Source organism: Acinetobacter radioresistens DSM 6976 = NBRC 102413 = CIP 103788 (genome assembly GCF_006757745.1).
Lineage (GTDB): Bacteria > Pseudomonadota > Gammaproteobacteria > Pseudomonadales > Moraxellaceae > Acinetobacter > Acinetobacter radioresistens.
Genome location: NZ_AP019740.1, coordinates 1,313,572 through 1,331,077 on the forward strand (window position 1 = coordinate 1,313,572; position 17,506 = coordinate 1,331,077).

General features: G+C 35.3%; 21 protein-coding genes and 1 tRNA gene. 17 read left to right on the top strand and 5 right to left on the bottom strand.

What is annotated here, in order from left to right; genetic code table 11:
• Nucleotides 1-89: 89 nt before the first annotated feature.
• Together ACRAD_RS06085 and ACRAD_RS06090 are read right to left on the bottom strand one after the other, a co-directional pair.
• Nucleotides 90-1,463 (bottom strand): ABC1 kinase family protein, encoded by a 1,374-nt coding sequence (locus ACRAD_RS06085; protein WP_005025702.1) that lies wholly within the window; start codon nucleotides 1,461-1,463, stop codon nucleotides 90-92.
• 217 nt (nucleotides 1,464-1,680) lie between these two features.
• Entirely contained in the window at nucleotides 1,681-1,983 is a 303-nt protein-coding gene (locus ACRAD_RS06090; protein ID WP_005025703.1) for a hypothetical protein, read from the bottom strand.
• A gap of 187 nt (nucleotides 1,984-2,170) precedes the next feature.
• Here ACRAD_RS06090 and ACRAD_RS06095 point away from each other — a divergent pair, with 187 nt between their 5' ends.
• The 3 genes from ACRAD_RS06095 (at nucleotide 2,171) to aroC (ending at nucleotide 4,789) form a co-directional block, all read left to right on the top strand.
• Nucleotides 2,171-2,545, top strand: a complete 375-nt coding sequence (locus ACRAD_RS06095) for a hypothetical protein (protein ID WP_016801264.1) — start codon at nucleotides 2,171-2,173, stop codon at nucleotides 2,543-2,545.
• Between the two features lie 129 nt (nucleotides 2,546-2,674).
• On the top strand, nucleotides 2,675-3,685 hold the full coding sequence (prmB, locus tag ACRAD_RS06100) for a 50S ribosomal protein L3 N(5)-glutamine methyltransferase (RefSeq protein WP_005025705.1): 1,011 nt from the start codon (nucleotides 2,675-2,677) through the stop codon (nucleotides 3,683-3,685).
• Between the two features lie 12 nt (nucleotides 3,686-3,697).
• Entirely contained in the window at nucleotides 3,698-4,789 is a 1,092-nt protein-coding gene (gene aroC, locus ACRAD_RS06105) for a chorismate synthase (RefSeq protein ID WP_005025706.1), read from the top strand.
• Between the two features lie 34 nt (nucleotides 4,790-4,823).
• Here aroC and ACRAD_RS06110 read toward each other — a convergent pair whose 3' ends face one another.
• Entirely contained in the window at nucleotides 4,824-5,303 is a 480-nt protein-coding gene (locus tag ACRAD_RS06110) for a CinA family protein (protein WP_005025709.1), read from the bottom strand.
• 264 nt (nucleotides 5,304-5,567) lie between these two features.
• On the opposite strand from ACRAD_RS06110, the gene ACRAD_RS06115 reads away from it, so the two are divergent.
• The 6 genes from ACRAD_RS06115 to ACRAD_RS06140 all read left to right on the top strand — a co-directional run bounded on the left by ACRAD_RS06115 (nucleotide 5,568) and on the right by ACRAD_RS06140 (nucleotide 7,960).
• On the top strand, nucleotides 5,568-5,801 hold the full coding sequence (locus ACRAD_RS06115) for a hypothetical protein (protein ID WP_005014533.1): 234 nt from the start codon (nucleotides 5,568-5,570) through the stop codon (nucleotides 5,799-5,801).
• 234 nt (nucleotides 5,802-6,035) lie between these two features.
• Nucleotides 6,036-6,479, top strand: a complete 444-nt coding sequence (locus ACRAD_RS06120; RefSeq protein ID WP_005025711.1) for a hypothetical protein — start codon at nucleotides 6,036-6,038, stop codon at nucleotides 6,477-6,479.
• A gap of 14 nt (nucleotides 6,480-6,493) precedes the next feature.
• Nucleotides 6,494-7,045: a M23 family metallopeptidase gene (locus ACRAD_RS06125; RefSeq protein WP_005014531.1), complete on the top strand. Its 552-nt coding sequence runs from the start codon at nucleotides 6,494-6,496 to the stop codon at nucleotides 7,043-7,045.
• A 98-nt stretch (nucleotides 7,046-7,143) separates the two neighbouring features.
• Nucleotides 7,144-7,338 (top strand): hypothetical protein, encoded by a 195-nt coding sequence (locus ACRAD_RS06130; RefSeq protein WP_005025714.1) that lies wholly within the window; start codon nucleotides 7,144-7,146, stop codon nucleotides 7,336-7,338.
• A gap of 86 nt (nucleotides 7,339-7,424) precedes the next feature.
• Nucleotides 7,425-7,501: transfer RNA gene (locus tag ACRAD_RS06135), tRNA-Met, on the top strand.
• 249 nt (nucleotides 7,502-7,750) lie between these two features.
• Nucleotides 7,751-7,960, top strand: coding sequence for a cold-shock protein (locus ACRAD_RS06140; RefSeq protein ID WP_005014527.1), 210 nt, complete (start codon nucleotides 7,751-7,753; stop codon nucleotides 7,958-7,960).
• A gap of 75 nt (nucleotides 7,961-8,035) precedes the next feature.
• On the opposite strand, the gene ACRAD_RS06145 is transcribed toward ACRAD_RS06140, so the two are convergent.
• Nucleotides 8,036-8,716, bottom strand: coding sequence for a DUF421 domain-containing protein (locus ACRAD_RS06145; RefSeq protein ID WP_005025716.1), 681 nt, complete (start codon nucleotides 8,714-8,716; stop codon nucleotides 8,036-8,038).
• 235 nt (nucleotides 8,717-8,951) lie between these two features.
• Between ACRAD_RS06145 and ACRAD_RS06150 the strand changes: the two genes are divergently transcribed.
• The 3 genes from ACRAD_RS06150 to ACRAD_RS06160 all read left to right on the top strand — a co-directional run bounded on the left by ACRAD_RS06150 (nucleotide 8,952) and on the right by ACRAD_RS06160 (nucleotide 11,363).
• Complete coding sequence (locus ACRAD_RS06150) at nucleotides 8,952-9,548, top strand: phosphatase PAP2 family protein (protein ID WP_005025717.1); 597 nt, start codon at nucleotides 8,952-8,954, stop codon at nucleotides 9,546-9,548.
• 262 nt (nucleotides 9,549-9,810) lie between these two features.
• On the top strand, nucleotides 9,811-10,287 hold the full coding sequence (locus ACRAD_RS06155; protein WP_005025720.1) for a BLUF domain-containing protein: 477 nt from the start codon (nucleotides 9,811-9,813) through the stop codon (nucleotides 10,285-10,287).
• A gap of 152 nt (nucleotides 10,288-10,439) precedes the next feature.
• Nucleotides 10,440-11,363: an alpha/beta hydrolase gene (locus ACRAD_RS06160; protein ID WP_005025722.1), complete on the top strand. Its 924-nt coding sequence runs from the start codon at nucleotides 10,440-10,442 to the stop codon at nucleotides 11,361-11,363.
• A gap of 357 nt (nucleotides 11,364-11,720) precedes the next feature.
• Here the strand turns inward: ACRAD_RS06160 and ACRAD_RS06165 are convergent, their stop codons facing one another.
• Nucleotides 11,721-12,086 (bottom strand): NirD/YgiW/YdeI family stress tolerance protein, encoded by a 366-nt coding sequence (locus tag ACRAD_RS06165; RefSeq protein WP_005025724.1) that lies wholly within the window; start codon nucleotides 12,084-12,086, stop codon nucleotides 11,721-11,723.
• 315 nt (nucleotides 12,087-12,401) lie between these two features.
• Here ACRAD_RS06165 and ACRAD_RS06170 point away from each other — a divergent pair, with 315 nt between their 5' ends.
• The 5 genes from ACRAD_RS06170 (at nucleotide 12,402) to ACRAD_RS06190 (ending at nucleotide 17,261) form a co-directional block, all read left to right on the top strand.
• A complete protein-coding gene (locus tag ACRAD_RS06170) occupies nucleotides 12,402-13,175 on the top strand; it encodes a glucose 1-dehydrogenase (RefSeq protein WP_005025726.1) in 774 nt (257 codons plus the stop codon).
• Nucleotides 13,168-14,370, top strand: coding sequence for an alpha/beta hydrolase family protein (locus ACRAD_RS06175; protein ID WP_005025729.1), 1,203 nt, complete (start codon nucleotides 13,168-13,170; stop codon nucleotides 14,368-14,370). Before ACRAD_RS06170 ends, ACRAD_RS06175 begins: the two co-directional genes overlap by 8 nt.
• Nucleotides 14,371-14,768: 398 nt before the next feature.
• Complete coding sequence (locus tag ACRAD_RS06180; protein WP_005025731.1) at nucleotides 14,769-14,993, top strand: hypothetical protein; 225 nt, start codon at nucleotides 14,769-14,771, stop codon at nucleotides 14,991-14,993.
• Nucleotides 14,994-15,255: 262 nt separating this feature from the next.
• Nucleotides 15,256-15,825 (top strand): hypothetical protein, encoded by a 570-nt coding sequence (locus ACRAD_RS06185; RefSeq protein ID WP_010700133.1) that lies wholly within the window; start codon nucleotides 15,256-15,258, stop codon nucleotides 15,823-15,825.
• A gap of 992 nt (nucleotides 15,826-16,817) precedes the next feature.
• Nucleotides 16,818-17,261: a BLUF domain-containing protein gene (locus tag ACRAD_RS06190; protein ID WP_005025735.1), complete on the top strand. Its 444-nt coding sequence runs from the start codon at nucleotides 16,818-16,820 to the stop codon at nucleotides 17,259-17,261.
• The last annotated feature ends 245 nt before the right edge of the window (nucleotides 17,262-17,506 follow it).

Here is a 17,506-nt window from a genome sequence, read left to right on the forward strand (position 1 = left end):
TTGAAATTTATTATTTATTTTTATAGATTTTATGGTGAAAAAAGCAAAGAATTGACCGGATTGACATGAAGTCATCCGGCCGGCTGTATTTAAAGGTGGTCACGAATCATTTTGCGCACATTGGTTTTAGCATTAATCACAGTCATAAAGGTATAGGCCCCGATAAATTTACGGCTGATAAACATAAACTCTTTTGGCGGTACGCTAAAATAGCGTGATGCCATTGATCTTGATGCCTGTTGCATTACGCGTGCATGAAGCTGGCTTTTCTTCCAGTCATAACGTTCCTGCTCATCCATAACATCTGGTGGTAAGTCAGGATTATTTTCTGTACTGCTGAAGGCTTCTGTAGCCAGCAGAAAAACTTTTGCCATATCAGGTTTGATACTTTGTGGAATAGAGTCAAAAAACTCATAACCTGTCATCGCCTCTACCATAGCTGTCGAGTCATGGTTATAACCTGCCTGGATCAGATTGCGCGCTACACTTAGCAGGTGCTCATCAAACTGCCGAATTGCCCCAAAATCGAGTAAAATAATCTTGTCTGCAATATCTGCGCCATTGCCGAGACGGACCAGATAGTTTCCAAAATTTGGATCAGTCTGCATCTCGCCCCATTCAAAAATTTCACGTACTGCAATTTCTAGCGAAGCTTCACCCAGTCTGTTACGACGCTCTTGGGGTAATGACAGCATAACTGGGCTGTTAATGGGTACACCACGTTCAAATGTCATGCAAAGGACTTGGGGAGCACAAAACTCATCTACAATTTGAGGAACAATATAACGTGGATCATCTTTAAGCCGCTCAGCAAAGCGCTGAGTGGTAGCCGCTTCTATACTGTAATTTACTTCGCGATGCATCATGTCCCGGACTTCATCAAACCACTGATCAAATTCACGGGTTTGCGGTACCATCCGGGTCAGTTTAAGCATGTTTTTAAAAAGGCTCATATCCGAGTCAATCGCGTCAGCCACTCCGGGATACTGAATTTTTAATACCAGCTCTTGACCATCAGATTTTCTTATTGCCCGATGCACCTGAGCTAATGAGGCTGTACCTATAGGCTCATGGTCAATCGTAAGCTGATCCAATTTAGAGCCTAATTGGTCTTGAAGATGGGCTTTAATAGCAGGCCAAGCTAAAGCAACAGTCTGGTTATTTAAGGTATTTAAAGCCTGTGTAATCTCTTCAGGCAAAAAGTGTTCACCATAAAGTGCCATCATTTGGCCAATTTTAACAATTGATCCCTTTAGCTTGCCAATTTCAGAAACCAGATAGTTCGCCTGATCTGTCATGGCTTTTTTACGTTTCTTTTCTTTTTCTTCATCACTGGCAAAGAAGGAGCCGGCATTAGCTGTTGCCCAGCGGGTACCAGCAAGTAATGAGGCTTTCGCAATCGATAAGCGTCGGTCCATAGAGGAAGTTTTTAAATTCTTAAGCTTATCGTTTTGATGTGTCATGAAAGTAAAATCCTTTAGGAGTCGGCCTGATGAGCAATTTTAACCAATATTAACCGTTATCCGCGTATTAAAACAGTTGGACTTAAGGAACGGAGAGTTAAAAAATGCTAATAGCGGAACAAAACATACTTAAGTCACTAAATAGCCTAAGCATATACTTATATAATGATATTCAATGAAAAAGTAAATCTGGCACTCTATTTCAAAAGTAGAGCAATTATCGATATTGAACTTTTAGGGGATGGCGCTGGTTCAGTAAAGTTTTATTACGTATCAAATGCTGTATGATCAAAGCTTTTACACTCTCATGCATAAACCCTAAAGCATAACCTTTTACAATGATTATACTGGGTAAAGTAAAGAAAAAATAACGTGCATCTTCTAAATTGGGCTCTGTAAATACATGATATTCAGCCAAAACTTGCTGAAAGAACAGTTTTTCATGTTGGACTTTGACCGACTGCTCGTCATTCCAGTAGGACTGACGCATAGCCAGTAAATTATTATGCTTGTAACTCATGGTAGAAATATAACAGAAGAACGTATAATAAAATATGAGGACAGTTCTTTAAGATTCAATATGGAGAGTGATAAATTGCAAAAGCAGAATTTCCCGATATATTTTTAAATTTTTATATCGAACTTAAAGAATTTTATGAAAAATCAAAACTAAGCGTTGCAACTGGTATTTAGTTTGGGGAACAAAGATGCGATTAATATTAGGGTCAGGACTTATCTTGATTTCAGCTCAGGCAGCTGCCATTGCTCAGCAAGGTTACTCTGAAACTTATACGCGCTGTATAAACCATGCGTATGGACAAACTGAAGTATTGCAGAAGTGCGTCGATCAGGAGTTAAAGCAACATAAAAAACGATTAAAGAAAAGTTATCGTGACTATTACAAGGTAAGTGGTCAGCACCAGGCAAATGTGATCCAGCAATATGAGCTTTGGGAGCGCCGTGTTCAAAGCCAATGTTATACAGCTATGGATAATCAGTTTGGTCGTCTACAACAATCACGTTGTATATTGGCGCAGGTGATTGAGCAGGCTAACTACTATGGGACCAGATATATTCCTTAAGCTATACTTCTATAACAGATAAAAATAGCCTCCCAAAAATACCGCTTTTACTGAGACAAGCATTATAAAAGCCCGCAAAAAACGGTATCATAAGGCCATTTTTGAAAAGTTGAACTTGGAGAGCCCTGAGTGGAGCGATCGACCATTAGCCCTGAACATTTACAGGAAGCTGCTGAAAATTTAACAACAATTCGTGATTTCATTCGTTTTGGTGTCTCTGCCCTGCGTCAATATGATGCACATCTGGGACAGGGGACTGAGGATTATTTTGCAGAAAGTTCAGCATTGGTATTACAAACACTCTCTCTAGAATGGGCAGCCAATCCTGAAATCCTGGATGCAAAACTTTTACCGAGTGAAAAAGAAGAGTTTTTAAATCTGTTGGCGCGTCGTGTTAATGAGCGTATTCCTACTTCATACTTGTTAAATCTGGCTTATTTTTTTAATAAACCTTTTTATGTTGATGAACGGGTCTTAATTCCACGTTCACCGATTGCAGAATTGATTGAGAACCGCTTTGCTCCATATTGTCTTGATGAACACGGCCAGTTACGGGAAGCTCATAATAATCTTCCAGTAAATTCAGATCCGCAAACGCCGCGGCGTATTTTAGATATGTGCACAGGTTCTGGTTGCATTGCCATCGCACTGGCTTATGCGTTCCCTGAAGCAGAGGTTGATGCAACCGATATTTCCAAAGAAGCACTTGAAGTGGCTGCCATTAACACTGAGCACCATAATATGCAATATCAGGTTGCCTTGATGGAATCTGACCTTTTCTCAAAAATTCCAGCAGAAAATCAATATGACCTGATTGTTTCTAATCCGCCATATGTTGATGCTGAGGACATGGCTGATCTGCCTGAAGAGTTTCTGCATGAACCTGAGCTTGCCTTGGCTGCCGGTCAGGACGGCTTGGACCTGGTCCGTAAGATGCTGTCTCAGGCTGCAGATTATCTGACTGAAGATGGTCTGATTGTGATTGAAGTGGGGAACTCAGAATGGGCAATGAAGCAGAATTTTAATACGGTAGATTTCCACTGGCTCGAGTTTAAAAAAGGCGGCTCAGGTATTTTTGCACTGACTGCCGAGCAGTGCCGTCGCTATCAGCAACTGTTTCAAGAATCTGTTGAAGTATAAGGAAGATGAAGCATGGCGGGTAATAGTATTGGGCAACTCTTTCGTGTAACCACCTGTGGTGAGTCCCATGGAGTTGGCCTCATGGCAATTATAGATGGTGTGCCTCCAGGTATTGAGCTATGTGAAGCAGATTTGCAAAAAGATCTCGACCGCCGTAAGCCAGGAACTTCAAAGTTTGCCACCCAACGTAAAGAGCCTGATCAGGTTGAAATTGTTTCGGGCGTCTTTGAGGGTAAAACAACAGGTACATCGATTGGTTTGCTGATCCGTAACACTGACCAGAAGTCTAAAGACTATGGCAACATTGCTCAAACTTTTCGTCCTGGTCATGCCGATTATACTTATACTCATAAGTATGGTTTTCGAGATTATCGGGGCGGTGGGCGTTCTAGCGCACGCGAAACAGCAATGCGTGTGGCTGCCGGTGCAATTGCCAAAAAATACTTGGCAGAAAAATTTGGTATTGTGATCCGTGGCCATGTAACCCAGATTGGGCATGAAAAAGCTGAAAAACTGGACTGGAATGAAGTTGCTAATAATCCGTTTTTTTGTGGTGACATAGAAGCAGTTCCACGTTTCGAGGCGCTGGTAACCTCTTTACGTGAACAGGGAACCAGTTGTGGGGCGAAATTGGAAATTATTGCTGAGAACGTTCCGGTAGGCTGGGGGGAACCAGTATTTGACCGTTTAGATGCAGATATTGCCCATGCCATGATGAGTATTAATGCTGTAAAAGGTGTTGAAATTGGTGATGGTTTTGCCGTAGCTGGACAGTTTGGGCACGAGACTCGTGATGAACTGACTACAGAAGGATTTCTGGCAAACCATGCAGGCGGAATTTTAGGCGGGATTTCTAGCGGCCAGCATATCCGGGTAGCAATCGCACTAAAACCTACCGCCAGTATTACGACGCCAGGTAAAACGATCAATCTGAACCGTGAAGATACCGATGTGCTGACCAAGGGTCGCCATGACCCATGTGTGGGCGTACGTGCAACACCAATTGCAGAAGCAATGCTAGCTATTGTGCTAATGGATCACTATCTCAGACATCGTGCACAAAATGCAGATGTGATCCCTCCCTTTAAACCAATTGCCCCATAAACTTTAAATAAAGAGCCCCAATTACGGGGCTTTTTTATCGTTGAATGATTTGTATGATCTCTTGAGCAACCAGCTGGGTAAGTTGGTTCAATTTTGCTGTTGGCGTACCTTCCAGAAAGTATTTAAACTCATAAAGATGATTGTGATCAGAAATTGCAATAAAAAATGTACCCACCGGTTTTTCAGATGAAGCACTACCGCCTGGTTTTAGAAGTCCTGTACAAGCAATAATTATATTGGCGCCTTTAAATAATTTATGACCTTGGATTGCCATGGCAGCTGTAACTTCTGCCGATTCAGCTGTGTATTGTTCAATAAGCATAGAATCAACTTTTAAAACTTCAATCTTGATACTTGGGTCATAACTGACTAATCCTCCTAACAGGATATCTGCGCCGCTATTTTTAAAAATAGAAAACTGACTGGCCAGATAGCCAGAGCTGGCACTTTCAATAAATGCGATTTTTAATGCCTGTGTTTCAAGTAATGCGCAACATTTTTGAATTATGACCATGCTTATAGCTCTAGTTCTTATTTATTCTTAATTACTATATCTGAAAAACCACCTGATTCCACATTAAAGGAAACTGGCTTTAATTGAGTAATTTAGGTCGTAGAACTTGAATCATAAAGTCTTTTTAATGACCTTTAAAGGATTCTGTTGGGTTTTATAGCTTAGTTGTTGCTTTAACAGGCACTAACTACTAAAGATGCATTTCTTAAAGGAAGAAAACCTGTTAAAACTAAAAATAAAGTGTGTAAAGAAGACAGGCCTTTTATGAAAACAATAGTAAAGTACATTGTGTTAAAAAGTAAGGAGTATCAATTAGGCACGCCGTTATTTGAAGAAGAACTAGATGTGGGGAGCCAGTATTTTGACCAGATTCCAAAAATTATTAACTATCAGAATCATGACTTTTGTGTAAAGTCTAAAGAGCTCAGCCGTAAACAAATTTTTGATGATTTTGAAGAATCACAAGTTATTATTGTTAAAGTAATTGCATTAAATTGAAATTGTATAAGGCAACAGTAATGTTGCCTTTTAACTTCTATTACTGAAAAAATTATTAATAGTTTTAAGAAGGTAAATATAAATTTTCATCGCTGCAATCTTTAAATTTGTAGTAACTGAAACATGAAAAGAACAAATTATACTCATATTAAAGATTAGTAGACCAAACAAGAGTACTTAGTTGATATAAAAACATCAAAAATATATATCCCTTCTCTGCTTATAGGGAATATCATGAAATTTAAAGAAATACTTGATCTGCTGATCGATCCGGAACGTACTGGATGGATAGGCGTAAAAAAAACCAATAAATTTTTTAAATATGAAAATATCTATTTAGGTATTCATATCGGTGATAAAGCCATTATTGATATGAGTCTGGTACCTCATGGAGTAAGAGAATGTTATTGTCATTTTGAAAAAACAGGCTTCAAGCTAAAGATTATTTACACTTTTGAAGCAGACTTGGAATATGATCATAGAATACTCTCTAAGCTTAATATTTTTTGTTTTGATGGCGTAGGAGGACAGCAAGCGATTATTCCTGATCTTGACACTGAGCAGGCGCCTATTGAGTTTAAAAAAGCTTTAATAGAACTCTTAAATACAGATAAAAAAATAAGGAAATATATCTTGAATCATATTGATTTTCATCCAAAAAAAGCTTGTACAAACTAACTTTTTGTAGATATATGAGAAAATATATACCCTGTTTAAGTATACTTATATTAATCGCTAGTTTAGGGCTGATTTCCGGATGCCAGCCACCTGCCTCTGGAGAGTCCGCTGGTTTTCGTTATCCTTTTCTTTATAGTCAGCTCATGAACAAAAAGTTATCTGGCCAACTTCCTGTGCCTGTAGAAGGGGTAACAAGGAAACAACTGCAAGATACTTGGGGAGCTGCTCGAAGTGAAGGTAGAAAACATGAAGGAATCGATATATTCGCTAAACGGGGGACACCTGTGCTTAGTACAACTGAAGGTATAGTTAGGCAGGTGGGTACTAACAATCTTGGTGGACAGGTAGTCTGGGTAACTGGTCCTGATTTAACTCATCATTATTATGCCCATTTAGAGAATTATGCTGAAAATATCACTGCGGGGGATTGGATCGAAGCAGGTGAAGTGATTGGCTATGTGGGAAATACAGGGAATGCGCGCGGAACACCGCCACATTTACATTATGGAATTTATATAAATGGGCAGGGAGCAATTAACCCTTATCCTTATTTAGAACCAAACTGAAAAATGAAGTCAAACAGAGAAATTTAAAATTAATTCGCTTAAAATGGTGTCTATAGATACACTTATTAAGTGATTTTTCATTGAAAAGAGATGATAAAATGGAAAGTGGATTAGTTCAGCTTGTGGATTCTTTAAAACTTGAAAAGGAAGGGTGCGAGCCTATACTGTTAGAGCTGGGCACTGTCCTGAAAGTAGTCTATCGTACTTCTGATATTTATCTAGTCAGTACAGACGATGGCTTTACTTTTACACTTGCAGCGAGTCAAGAAGAAAAGGTGTGGAAAAAAGTATAAAAGTCAAATAAACCTACGATATTTTATAATAATTAAAATATAAATTGACCTATACCAATTTAAGGCGTATAAAGCTAACTCATTGATGCGGGATGGAGCAGTCTGGTAGCTCGTCGGGCTCATAACCCGAAGGTCGTTGGTTCAAATCCAGCTCCCGCTACCAATAAAAATTTAAGGTTTATAGCCCAGTCTTCTATGATTGGGTTTTTTTATTTTTAAAATATGGGTTGCTAATCTAAAGGAAACCTGTATAATTGCCGCATAACTAGAAATATAGTTTTGTTTCAATAATCTCTCAGCTCGCAGTTTTTTATTAAATCCTTCGTCTTTATCAGATTTTAGTCTCATATATTATTTTCAAGTTATCCTAAGAGTTAAAGACTCTATTTATTTAAAAATTCAGGATTATATTATGTCTAATGTCGTAAAAGGTACAGTGAAGTGGTTCAACGAGACTAAAGGTTTTGGCTTTATTCAACAAGAATCAGGTCCAGATGTATTTGCTCACTATAGCGAAATCACTAACCAGGGTTTCAAAACTTTATATGAAGGCCAGCAAGTGCAATTTACTGTAGTTGACGGTAAAAAAGGCCCTCAAGCAAGCAACATTACTTTAGTGTAATAGCTCGTCTGCCTTAAATAATAAAAACCCATCTTTTGATGGGTTTTTTTATACAACCAACTTTACTTTAAAATATTAAACTGACGTGCGACTCGTTCTTAAAGATTCCGCCCAGTCACTATGGTGACAACGTGGACAACTCTGATCTATCTTGGTCAACATTCTGGTTTCTCCGCATTTCATGCAAGAGTAAAAAGTATTTTCTTTAAGAAGTGTAGCTTTTTGATAAGCCTTTGGAAAAATTGGAAGTCCCCATTTTATATCCTTCTTCTCAAAGAAAAGTAAGCTTAATGCTCCATCTGATTCTAATAGGGCAGTTCTGATCTGACCTAAATGTTCTACATTCTGCTGGCGCATTTCGGCAAAAAATTCATCATGAGAGAAAGTCTCTTTTTCCAAATCCTTAAAAACTAGTTTGCCATCTTCTACTACACAAAGGGGTAAGCCTTCTAGCAATGCTTCTATTTTTTTATTTTTTACCATACTCCAAGTCGTAATCCGATATAGCAGTAGAATAGTAACGACTACTGTAAACGTTTGTATAATCGGCAGTTCCTCCATAAACATCGGATCACCAGCTGCCGAACCCAAACACAAGATTATTGCAACTTCAAAGATTGAGAGTTGCCGTATGCCACGTTTGCCTGATAACCGCAGGAATATAATAATAATTAGATACATCACTACGCAGCGAATGATGATTTCTAAAATAAATTTCCAAGACGTATCTCGTATAAAGATATCTGCAAAATCCATTTTAATTTTTGCCTACCTATATGATAAAAAATCTTAATAAATAATGAGTTAATTGAACAATAACTAAATTAGAGCACGAGAATGTATGGTTTTGAGACACATTTGGTTAGATTAGTTTAAATCTTGCAAGCTGATGAGGTTTAAATTTTTATACATAAATCTAGTTAGTGCTCCTTTCTTTATTTATTAAATATGTCAGTATCATGACCGTAATAATTTTATATATGCCCAGCTTATGTCTTTGGAAACCTTTAACTTAAATTTATTCAAATTAATTAATGCGTCTGAGAATGCAACTGATTTGAGTATTAATGTGGCCATCTTTATTGCTAATGACTTGCTCTATATTATGCTAGTAATATTTCTGGTTTTATGGTTTAAAGGAAATTTTGCTAATAAAAAACAAATATTTAAAGCTTTTATTTTCACCAGTATTGCCATTGCAATCAGCCAGATTATTTCTCAGCTTTTTTATCATCCGCGCCCCTTTGTAATGGAAGTGGGAAGAACAATTATCTTTCATGTGCCTAATGGCTCATTTCCAAGCGATCATATGCTCATTTTTAGTACAATTGCCTTTTCATACTTTTTCTCTAAACAACGTATTATTGGTCTAGGACTGATTGGATTAGCTTGGCTGGTTGCTTGGTCTAGAATATATCTTGGAGTACATTTTCCTTTGGATATGTTAGGAGCATTTTTTATTGCCTTGGCAATCAATATACTAGGTTTAACCTTATGGAAAAACTATAGTAATATATTAATGCAATTTATATTAAAAATATATTATTTTTTATTTAAGAAAATAATAGATAAGGGCTATATACGATAGATTAATTTTTATTATCTTAAGATTAAATTATATAGAAATTTAATGTTCTGAATCTAGTGAAATAGAATGAATTTTTGATAAATATATAACTTATATATTTAATTTTTAATATGATATTAAAGTAGTATGATAATATATAAATCAAGACATAATATAGTTTTATTATATTTTAATTAAATTAATAAAATACTACGGAAGGTTATGGGAGATTAATTTTTTAATATCAAGTTTATATCTGACTAATTGTGGTAGAGGAAATAGAATGCTTATTCAACTTTGCTATGCAAGTGAAAGAATAGAACGCTTAAATAGTGATCTTTTGGAGGATTTAAGTAATATTTTAACTAAATCAAAACTGTTTAATCAGGAACAGCAGATCTTTGGGGTTCTTTATTATGCTAATGGTTTTTTCTTTCAGTGTCTTGAGGGAGAAAAATCTCAAGTAGAGGCTCTTTTTGTAAAAATACAAGATGATAAGCGGCATCATAAAATTAAGTTATATAGAACTGTTATTATAGATGAGATTAATTTTAAAAGTTGGTCTATGAAATATGTTGAAAAAAATACTTGTATAGAACGCTTCTTTCATAAGCGTGGTAAAAAAAAGTTTCAGCCTTTAGAGCTTTTACAAGAGGATATTACTTCCTTGTTAGAGGTATTAATTGATTCTGTAGAGTCGGAATTGCCTAAGCGAACAAGACAAGGACTTAAATATCGTGGAGTGAACCGATTTCTATAACTTAGCCCTTCTTAGAGAGAATATATCTATTCTCAACCTAATAGTTTAATTTTATAAAGGTTTAATGCACAAAATATTTAATGGTTTTTATTGATAATGATTATTAATTAAAGTAGGGTGGATAATAATTTTTAATCCGCTTTTTATCAAATATGGCTAAAATCTTTTTTTTGGGCAAAAAAATCTTAGAAATATTTCTTGTTTTAGGCACGGCTAGTACGGTTGCAATAACTGTTCATGCTAAACCTGATCTCAAACCCTTAGGTAAAAACATTGCAGATACAGGTTCACAAGTTTATAACTTTCAAATTAAAAAATTCATCTCTAAAGATCAAAAGCGAATTTACAAGGTTTGGTTAGGGATTCCTAAGCAAAAAAAGAATCTATCAACTGGAAGTACTGCTATTTTTATGCTGGATGGTAATTCCGTAATGTCCCGCCTGAATGAACATCTACTTCAAAGTATGGCCGGACAGGATGCACCAGTTTTAGTTGCGATTGGTTATGAGACTAATCTGCCTTTTGACTCTAAGGCGCGTTCCCTAGACTATACACCTGCAGATGAAACAGGTGAGCTGGCAGCTGACCCTCGAAACCCTGAACGATTGAGTGGTGGAAGTAAGGCATTTCGAAAAATTATTATACAAGAAATAGCACCGTGGGCAGAACAGCAGGTCAAATTAGACCCTAAAAGAAAAATACTCTGGGGACATTCATACGGCGGATTATTTGTATTGGACAGTTTAGTAGCTGGACAGTATTTCAGTCATTACTTTGCGGCAAGTCCTTCGTTATCATGGGCGGATCAACGTATAATGAAAAAATTAAGGAGTACAAAAGAACCTTTTGCTGAGTCTAAACAGCTTATACTTATTATGGAAGGAGATATTACTCCTCAAAAAAATCAAAAAGTTAGTCCAAATTTTAACAAAGATATGATTATGAATAATCGTGAGCTACTTTCCTATGTACATAGTCAAGGAGTAAGTGCCAAATTAATAATTTATCCGGAATTAAGCCACGGTGAGGTATTTGGGGCATCATTAAAGGATATATTACTGAATAAGCTTTTTTAATTTATATGGCTTAATCAATCTAATAGAACTGATTAAGATTTAGTGAAATAATTAATTTTACTTAAAAGTAATTAATAAAATTTAAAAATTTTTACTAAAAGGTAGACTGGAAAAATATAAAAGGAAGATTTGAAGTCTTTGCTCAAAATTTCTAAGGAGAAAATATTGATACTGCTAATTTTAAATACATTATACGGCATTCTATGTATATGAAAGGTCTACCAGCACCCTAAAAATTATCTAGATGGGCATAGCAAAATATATCAGTTTATTCAAATGCCAGCCCTCTAGAGATTTAAGCCTCAATTAAGCTTAATTATGGCTGAAAAATAAGAAATTCCCAAAAAATAGGGTTAATCAACGAAGTATCTCTATTTTTGCTACGTCGATATCAGTAGGTTTATAGCGGTGGGTGTCTACTTCACCCATTATCCGTATTTTTGTGCCTGGTTTAAGTTGGGAAGGAGTCGCCAGATCATCATCAATTTCAACATTTATGGTACCGGTTAAATCTTTAAACTCATAATGATCACTCTTAATATGGCGAGTTATTTTTCCAGTCAATGTAATAGCTGTTTCATCTTTTGCGTTAATTGCCTGAGCCACGGTTACCTTATTTTTAATAGCTGCATTTATAAGTTTTTGATCATTAGTATCTGCAAATATTTGAGTAGATAATACGAAAATTAAACCAGTTACTATAATTTTGCCAATTTTTATCATGAATTATTCCTTTCATTATTAAAATAAATTTATAAAAAATTTAGCTTAAATTTAAAATATCTATATTATTAAATTGTTATTTAATTTATAGGTGGTTGAAGTTAAATAAAATTTAAATTTTTATAAAGATATTAAGATTATAATTTTTGATACTTTTAGTAATTTTTAATTTACTTTTAAATTTATAGGATTAATTTGTTTATTGTAAGTATTAATAATTTTAAATAAATTCAGGAGATATCTTGAAAAAAAATAACCTTAAGCTAAGACTTTAAATCTTTCATATATTTTTATCTACAGGAGAAGAACAAGAAAATGTATCAGTCCCTATTAGATTTATCCGGCAAAATGGCATTAGTTACAGGCGGAGCCGCAGGCATAGGCCGGGCCTGTGCTTCATTATTAGCTAAAGCAGGAGCTAATGTGATGATAGCTGATCTGAATTTAGAGGCTGCTCAACAGACTGCTGAGTACATTAAAGAACAGACAGGAGGTGATATACGCAGTATCGCATGTAATATTCTCAAGGATAGTGAGCTAGTAGGAGCTGTTGAAAGTACATTAGAAGCATTTGGGCATATCCATATACTGGTCAATAATGCTGGCGGAGGCGGAGGCGGTCATGAAGCGCCTGATCAGATTAGTCTAGATGATTTTGTTCGTGACTTTCAGCTGAATGTATTTGCTGCTTGGCGTCTCTGTCAACTTGTGGTTCCGCATATGAATATAGCCGGCTACGGTTCAATAGTTAATATTACTTCTATGAGTTCTGTTAATAAGAGTCCTGCTATGAGCGGCTATGCTGCTTCTAAGGCTGCGTTAAATCATATGGGTGCTAATTTAGCACATGACTTTGGGCCTATAGTACGCATTAATGCTGTAGGACCAGGGGCTATTCGCACAGCTGCACTGGCAAAAGTTCTCACTCCTGAAATTGAAAAACGCATGCTGGCTCATACCCCATTGCAGCGTTTAGGTGAACCTGAAGATATTGCTAAAGCAGTCTTATTCTTTGCTGCTCCTATCTCTTCATGGATCAGTGGTCAAACCTTATTTGTAAATGGCGGCGGAGTACAAACCCTTGATTAAATTATCTCATCCTTTAAAATTTCTAATCGCAGCCCTTACCTTTGGCTGTACAACTTTAGCTGTTAGCCAAACTAACACTACTGTAGCTTCTAAAAATTATCATATTTCCAGTACTAAACCTGGCACAATTTTATCTGCTCAGGTACAGCAGCCTGGAGCGGACTATGCACATGCAGGACAACGGTTTCTGATTAATTATCGTAGTCGGGGAGTATATGGGGAGCCTATTGTTGCCTCAGGCTTTATTATTCTCCCTAAAGGCAAAGCACCAAGACAGGGCTGGCCAGTACTTGCCTGGGCACATGGTACTACAGGGGTTGCAGACACATGTGCACCTTCAGAGGATTATGCAGGCGGGCCAGTCCATAGTTATCAACAAGTCGCTGATGCTGCTTTAGATACTTGGTTAGCACGCGGTTATGCGATAGTTGCACCTGATTATCAAGGTTTAGGCACTCCAGGCGGACATCCTTATATGAATGCTACTAGCCAATTACATACAGTAGTTGATGCAGTGCGTGCACTACATGTTTTAATGCCAGGCCAGATTAACAAGCAATGGTTAGTAATGGGTCATAGTCAGGGAGGAGCAGCTGCATTAGCGGTAGCTGCATATGGACAAAAAGATGCACCTGAGCTTAATCTGAAGGCGGCACTGGCTCTTGCACCAGGCGGATATCAGTATGAGGGTATTGCTGAGTATGCCCAAACTCATCCTAAACCTGACACCAACGTTGCTGCTTTTTTTCCAATAGTTCTACTCGGCGCTCAAGCTGCTGACCCTGCTATAAATCCTGATAATCTGGTAAGTCCAGAAATGCAGCTTTTACTTGATCAAGGACGTAAACGCTGTCTGAGTGAAATGCAAACAGAGCTAAAGCAGTCGCCAGATCGTATATTTAAGCCAGAAGCCAATTTAAAACCATTGCTTGATTACCTTAAATTGCAGTCTATTGAGCGTATGACTCCTACTGTACCTCTCATGCTTGTACAAGGCACGAATGATCAGCTGGTAGATCCACGCGGAACCTATGCTTATTATCAGCAAGTTTGTAAAGCTCATAAACCAGTTGTATACCATTCTATTAATGGAGGTGACCACCGAGATGCAGTACGTCAAAGTCCAAATTTTTCAGCAGAGTTTTTAAAGACTCTCAATAATGGAAAAATACCAACTTCTTGTTCGGCAAAATAATAGTTAACTTAATAAAAAATTATTTCGAGAGAGATAGTTTGAAATAGTATAATTGTATTAGTGATGAGACACTGAAATTAAGATTATTTCAGTGTCTTTATAATAATTGGGAATTAAAAATATATTCTAATAGAATATATTTTATTAAATTAAGAGGATTTAAATTCCCGAGCTTGAGTATGGAATCTCTAACCTATAAAAATAATTTTAAGTAATTTATGTAAATAAGCAACTTTATAAATTTAATAAATATAAGGCCTTATTTTTAAGGAGTATAATTTTAAATTACATTTATATTATTTGATACATTCTTGGAATATATATTTAAAAGAAAGGTGTATGTTAATAGAACTAGATAGGAATCTAGCCACTCTATTAAGATTATGAGGAATTTTAAAATGTCAAATCAACAAAATCAGCAAAATGATCAACAACATCAACAGGGCCAACAGAATCAGCAAAGTGGTCAACAAGGTCAGCAGAGCAGTCAACAAGGCCAGCAGAATCAGCAAAATGATCAACAACGCCAGCAGGGTCAGCAGAGCAATAATGACCAGCAGAATCAGCAAAATGATCAGCAGCGTCAACAGAATGATCAAAATCAGAATGATCAGCATATGTAATAGTAAATATCGGCAAGCTGAACTCTTGCCTGTTAAAAAAGCCCTCTCTTAAAGTCTGGGCTTTTTTATTTTAATATAAAAAATTATTTAACTATAATTACTAAAACAATCTTAACTTAAACTTCTTAATGTTTTAGCCTGAAATAATTAAAACTTTAGTTTTATAAAAACAAATCTATTAACTAATGTTACGTTTTTACATCTTTTTTAAAAATACTAGTATTTAAAATAATTAAAAATTTTTATTGAAAAGATGATTATAATGAAAAAGAAGTTAATAGAGAGTAGCAGGAAATCTTATAAATTATGGTTTAACTCTATGTCTGATGAGGAAAGAGAAGAATTAAGTGCAATAGGTATACAATGCAGAGCCGATGCTCAATTTTTTAAACAGGAAATTTTAGATATTCATAGTCACTTAAATAATCCCAAGTTAAAAGAGAATAGACTATTATTCAATAAATTTATTAATAGATTTCTTGCACTTATTCCAAAAAATATCCATTCTTATATTGATAGGGAATCTTTAGAAGCAGACTCTGATTATCGGGCTTGGCTAATTAATCGGCAAATGTTTGTATTTAACTATCTTATTGCAAAAAGTAATTTCGATTTAAGTAAAGGTGAGAACTATAGTCATATTTTATGGTCTCCTGTGATTGATAGTGCTACTCCTCAACAATGTTATGACTTCAATAATAAAATTTTTAAAATTACTGATATAGAATTTCAAAGATCAGCTACAGAACACTGGAGTAAACCAAAAAAAGGCTGTAAATGTAGTTTGATATCTATAAATAATCGTCAAGCTGAAAAATATATAAGTTTATAGATTACAAGATAGGCTAATAAAATTTGCAGATGGTCCTGATATATTTTATCTTATAGACTCTAACTAAAAGTATATTATTATTTAGTACTCGTAAAATATAAAAATAGAGTAAGAATAAAATAATTATCTTTACGTAGGTATTGCATTATCCATATGGAGCACCTCATATCTCTAAACTCTCAACATTAGCAAGTAACTTTAAGTACTTCTGTACCAGAGGCATTCGAAGAAATGATTTCGTTATTATTTTAGTAAAATACCAGATTAGATACATAAATTTTAAGTCATCTTCGTGGTCTCTTTCAGAAAACGCGGTAGTTCAAACAGCGGGTGTTTTAATTAAGCCTGTTAAGGTTTATATAAGAAAATTTTATATGAGACTTCGAATATCTTTAGAAGAAGTAGTTCATTAAAACCATAGAGTCTTTAGCGAATCAAAGATAAAAAGCCACTCAATTACTCAATATTTGTTCATATATAGTAGTAAATATTTCTTATGATACATTTTTTGGATTATCATCAGGCTTCATTAAAAAGGTTAACTGTTGAAAGTAAAAATAGTTTTTTGTTAATTTGGTTCCATAGTTCTTCAAATAGTGTGCTATGACATTGCTGTTGTAGAGAGCTAATGAGTATTATTCTTTATGGTTTAACTTTGCATAAAGCTTGCAAGATCCTTAGCGTATTGATTTATGTTACGACTTTCCCAAAATCGGGAAGAATGATCATGATAGCCGTAGCTAGATGTAAGAAAACTATAGGTTGCCGGATAAGCCGTTTCACTTTTAAATGCATGATGACAAAATGGCCAACGATGTAACAGGCCAATAGGTGTGTCTTCATCTTAATCTTCATAAGAAAGATAAGTAGCATCACTGATGTTAATAGAGTTGTGGTTCATCATTTGTTCATACAGGAAAAAGATAATTTATATAAGGTCGGTTTTTAAAGTTTTCTATGTGGGTTTTTATATGTCTGGTTTGGAGGTGAACGTGAGTGATGTAAGATTGTTGTATGTAAGTAAGTTAAAAGACTGTGCCAATCCAATGAATGAATTATTCAACATTCTTACAGAAGCATTAGATTTTAATAACCCTAATCAAATTTATGGAGCCCTTTACTACGGTAATAATTATTTTGTTCAGTGTCTTGAAGGAAACAAAGAAAAAGTAGAACATTTATTTTATAATAAAATTTTAAGAGACATACGTCATGAACAATGTGAAATTATGTCTTTTGAGAATATAAATGAACGTTTATTTTCAAATTGGCATATGAAATATGCAATTTTCCATAAGGATATATTAAGATTTTTTTGTGAACATCACCTTGATGAGTTTAATCCATATTTACTTAATACTGGAACTATACCTAATTTTATAGATCTTCTAGCTAAACAGCCAGATAGCTACTATAGCTTAAAGCAAAACTGCTAACAGCAAATAGACTATATAGCTTTAGAAGCTATATAGTCTAACAACTTGTATTAAAAAATAAGCTATAAAATATTTATAACTAGAAGATTATATTAAATATATTTATGTCGATAAAAATAATATTAAAACTTACAATATGCTTACCAGATTTTGAATAAGATAATGTTATAAATAAATTCTTCTAATGATATTAGGTTCTAAAGTTTTTGATAAAGCATCATGAAAATTTCTGTCCAGACTTATAT